Source organism: Curtobacterium sp. B18 (assembly GCF_000333375.1).
Classification (GTDB): Bacteria; Actinomycetota; Actinomycetes; order Actinomycetales; family Microbacteriaceae; genus Curtobacterium.
Genome location: NZ_BACZ01000030.1, coordinates 1 through 2854 on the forward strand (window position 1 = coordinate 1; position 2854 = coordinate 2854).

The 2854-nt window shown below is 71.4% G+C and carries 2 protein-coding genes and 1 pseudogene; 1 reads left to right on the plus strand and 2 read right to left on the minus strand.

The window, feature by feature from the left end:
* Positions 1-209, minus strand: a pseudogene (locus I5E_RS00855) (dienelactone hydrolase family protein); the annotation flags it as partial.
* A gap of 27 nt (positions 210-236) precedes the next feature.
* Positions 237-1661, minus strand: a complete 1425-nt coding sequence (locus tag I5E_RS00860; protein ID WP_022905336.1) for a glucose-6-phosphate dehydrogenase — start codon at positions 1659-1661, stop codon at positions 237-239.
* A gap of 81 nt (positions 1662-1742) precedes the next feature.
* On the opposite strand from I5E_RS00860, the gene I5E_RS00865 reads away from it, so the two are divergent.
* The coding region (locus I5E_RS00865) for a Gfo/Idh/MocA family protein (protein WP_042723439.1) at positions 1743-2854 on the plus strand (1112 nt) is incomplete at its 3' end.

Below are 2854 nucleotides of genomic sequence, written 5' to 3' on the forward strand. Positions count from 1 at the left end.
AGCATCGTCACGCGGGCCTCGACGTGCTCGTTCACGCCGTGCCAGTCGTGCACGACGAGGACGGCCGGGCGTCGGCCCGCGATCGCGGCGTCCTTCGCCAGCACGCCGAGCAACGCGGTGCCCTCGTGGTCGTAGCGGACGGCGTCGACGCGCACGTCGGCTCCGGCGGGTTCGGGAACGGTCTGCAGGACGTCGTCGATCGTGGTCACGCCTCGGAACCTACGCCGCGCGGACCGTCAGCAGTCGATGTTGTCCCAGGAAACGGGTCCCTCGGAGCCCGCGGCGTAGTCGTCCAGCGGTGTCTTCCCGCTGCGCCACGCCTGCAGGAACGGCTCCACGACCTTCCACCCCTGCACGGCGCTGTCCCCGCGGACGGAGAGGGTCGCGTCACCCTCGAGCACGCCGGCCAGCACCTCGCCGTAGGCGCTCAGCCGTCCGGGGTTGAAGGTGACGTCGAGGCTCGTGTGGTCGATCGAGTACGGGTCGCCGGCACCGTTCACGTTCAGCTCGAGCTGCATCTCGTCGGGAGCGATCCAGATCCGGAGCCGGTCCGGCAGTTCGGCGCCGGTGAGACCGACCGGCACGTGCGGCGAGTCCTTGAAGGTGATGACGATCTCGCGACGCTGCGCGGCGAGGGCCTTGCCGGAGCGGAGCGTGAACGGCACACCGGCCCAGCGCCAGTTCGCGATCTCGAGGGTGAGCTGTGCGAGCGTCTCGGTGCCGAGGTCCGGGTCCACGCCGTCCTCGTCGGTGTACGACGGCAGCGAGCGGTCGCCGATCGTCCCAGCGGTGTACCGGGCACGTTTGCCGGCCGCGACGACGTCGCCGCCCCAGGGCCGGACGGCACGGAGCACGAGCTCCTTCTGGGTGCGCAGGTCGTCCGCGTCGATCGAGGCGGGTGCCTCCATCGCGACCACGGCCATCACCTGCAGCAGGTGGCTCTGGATCATGTCGACGAGCGCGCCCGCCTTGTCGTAGTAGCGCGCACGCCCCTCGAGGCCGAGCGTCTCGTCGTAGACGATGTCGACGCGGGCGACGTGCGCGGACGACAGCAGCGGTTCGATGATGCGGTTCGCGAACCGCAGGCCGAGCAGGTTCAGGACGGTGGAGCGGCCGAGGAAGTGGTCGACACGGTGGATCCGCTCCTCCGGGAGGAACGAGTGCAGGACGTCGTTCAGGTGCTCGGCGCTCTCGGCGTCGGTGCCGAACGGCTTCTCGAGCGCCAGACGGGTCCCCGACGGCAGGTCGAGGTCCTTGAGCACCTCGCAGCTCTTCTCGGTCACGGCGGGCGGCAGCGCGAAGTAGATCGCGGGGTCGTGCTCGCACACGCCGAGCAGGGCGCGCAGGTCGTCCGCGTCGGTGACGTCGGCCTTGCGGTAGCTCGAGGCGTCGATGACGTCGAGGAGTCGCTTGCTGAGGTGCTCACCACCGTCGCCAGCCCCCTCGTCCTCCTCGTTCTTCGACGCCTGCGCGTTCTCGAAGGACGTCCGGACCTGCGCCTTCCAGTCGGCGTCCGAGATGTCCTCCACACCGGCGCCGACGAGCTGGACGTCCCAGTCGTCCTTCACCTCGAGGAGGGTGGCGAGGCCCGGCAGCAGCAGTCGCTTGGACAGGTCGCCGCTGGCACCGAGGATGAGCAGGGAGGTCTGGAGGCTCGACATGCCCCAGAACGTACTCACGCGTTCCGGCGTGTGGCCGGGAGTCGTCGGTACGGTGGGTCCAGTCCGGCGCGAGGGAGCACCATGAGCAGTGGGTACGGAGAGCGACGCCTGCGCGTCGCCGTGGTCGGGACCGGCATGATCGCCGGGGTCCACGCGCGGGCAGCCCGCGCGGCCGGGGCCGAGGTCCTCGGTGTGCTCGGCCGGAGTCCGTCCCGTTCCGAGCAGGTCGCCGCGCAGCTCGACCTCCCCCGTGGCTACGCGTCGCTCGACGAGGTGATCGCGGACGCTCCGGACGTCGTGCACGTCTGCACGCCGAACGACCAGCACCACCCGCAGGCGCTCGCGGTCGTCTCCGCCGGCATCAACGTGGTCTGCGAGAAGCCGCTCGCGATGGACACCGCCGAGGCCGACGAACTGGTCGAGGCCGCTCGTCGGGCCGGTGTCGTCGCGACCGTGCCGTTCGTGTACCGCTACCACCCGATCATCCGCGAGATCCGCGGTCGCATCGCCGACGGCGACCTCGGACGACTCCTCGCTGTGCACGGCCACTACCTGCAGGACTGGATGCTCGACGAGGACGCGTCCTCGTGGCGGGTCGACGCGGGGTCCGGCGGCCTCTCGCGGGCGTTCGCCGACATCGGGTCGCACTGGTGCGACCTGGTCGAGTTCGTCACGGGTGAGCGGTTCGCGTCGGTGTCCGCGGCGACCGACATCGTCTACCCGACCAGGCCGGCGGCGTCCGGTCCGTCGTTCTCCGGCTCCCCCGATCCCGACCCGGTCGCCGACGCCTCGCAGCGCGCCGAGGTGACGACCGAGGACACCGCCGTCGCGACCTTCCGGACCGGCGCCGGGCGCATCGGCAACGTGGTCATCTCGCAGGTCGCGTCCGGTCGGAAGAACCGGCTGTGGTTCGAGGTGGACGGCACCCGCGGGTCCGCCGCCTTCGACCAGGAACAGCCGGAGTCGGCGTGGTTCGGCAACGAGCGGGGTGCGCAGATCGTCGTGCGGGACCCGTCGCTCGGTGTCCCGGACCAGCGCCGGCTGGCGGTCGTACCGGCCGGGCACCCGCAGGGCTACCTCGACGCGTTCGCCGCGTTCGTCGCGGACACGTACGAGGCGGTCCGGAGCGGGCCCGACCCGGAGGGCTGGCCGGACGGGCTCCCCAACTTTCGCGAACGGGCCCGGGCCGCGCA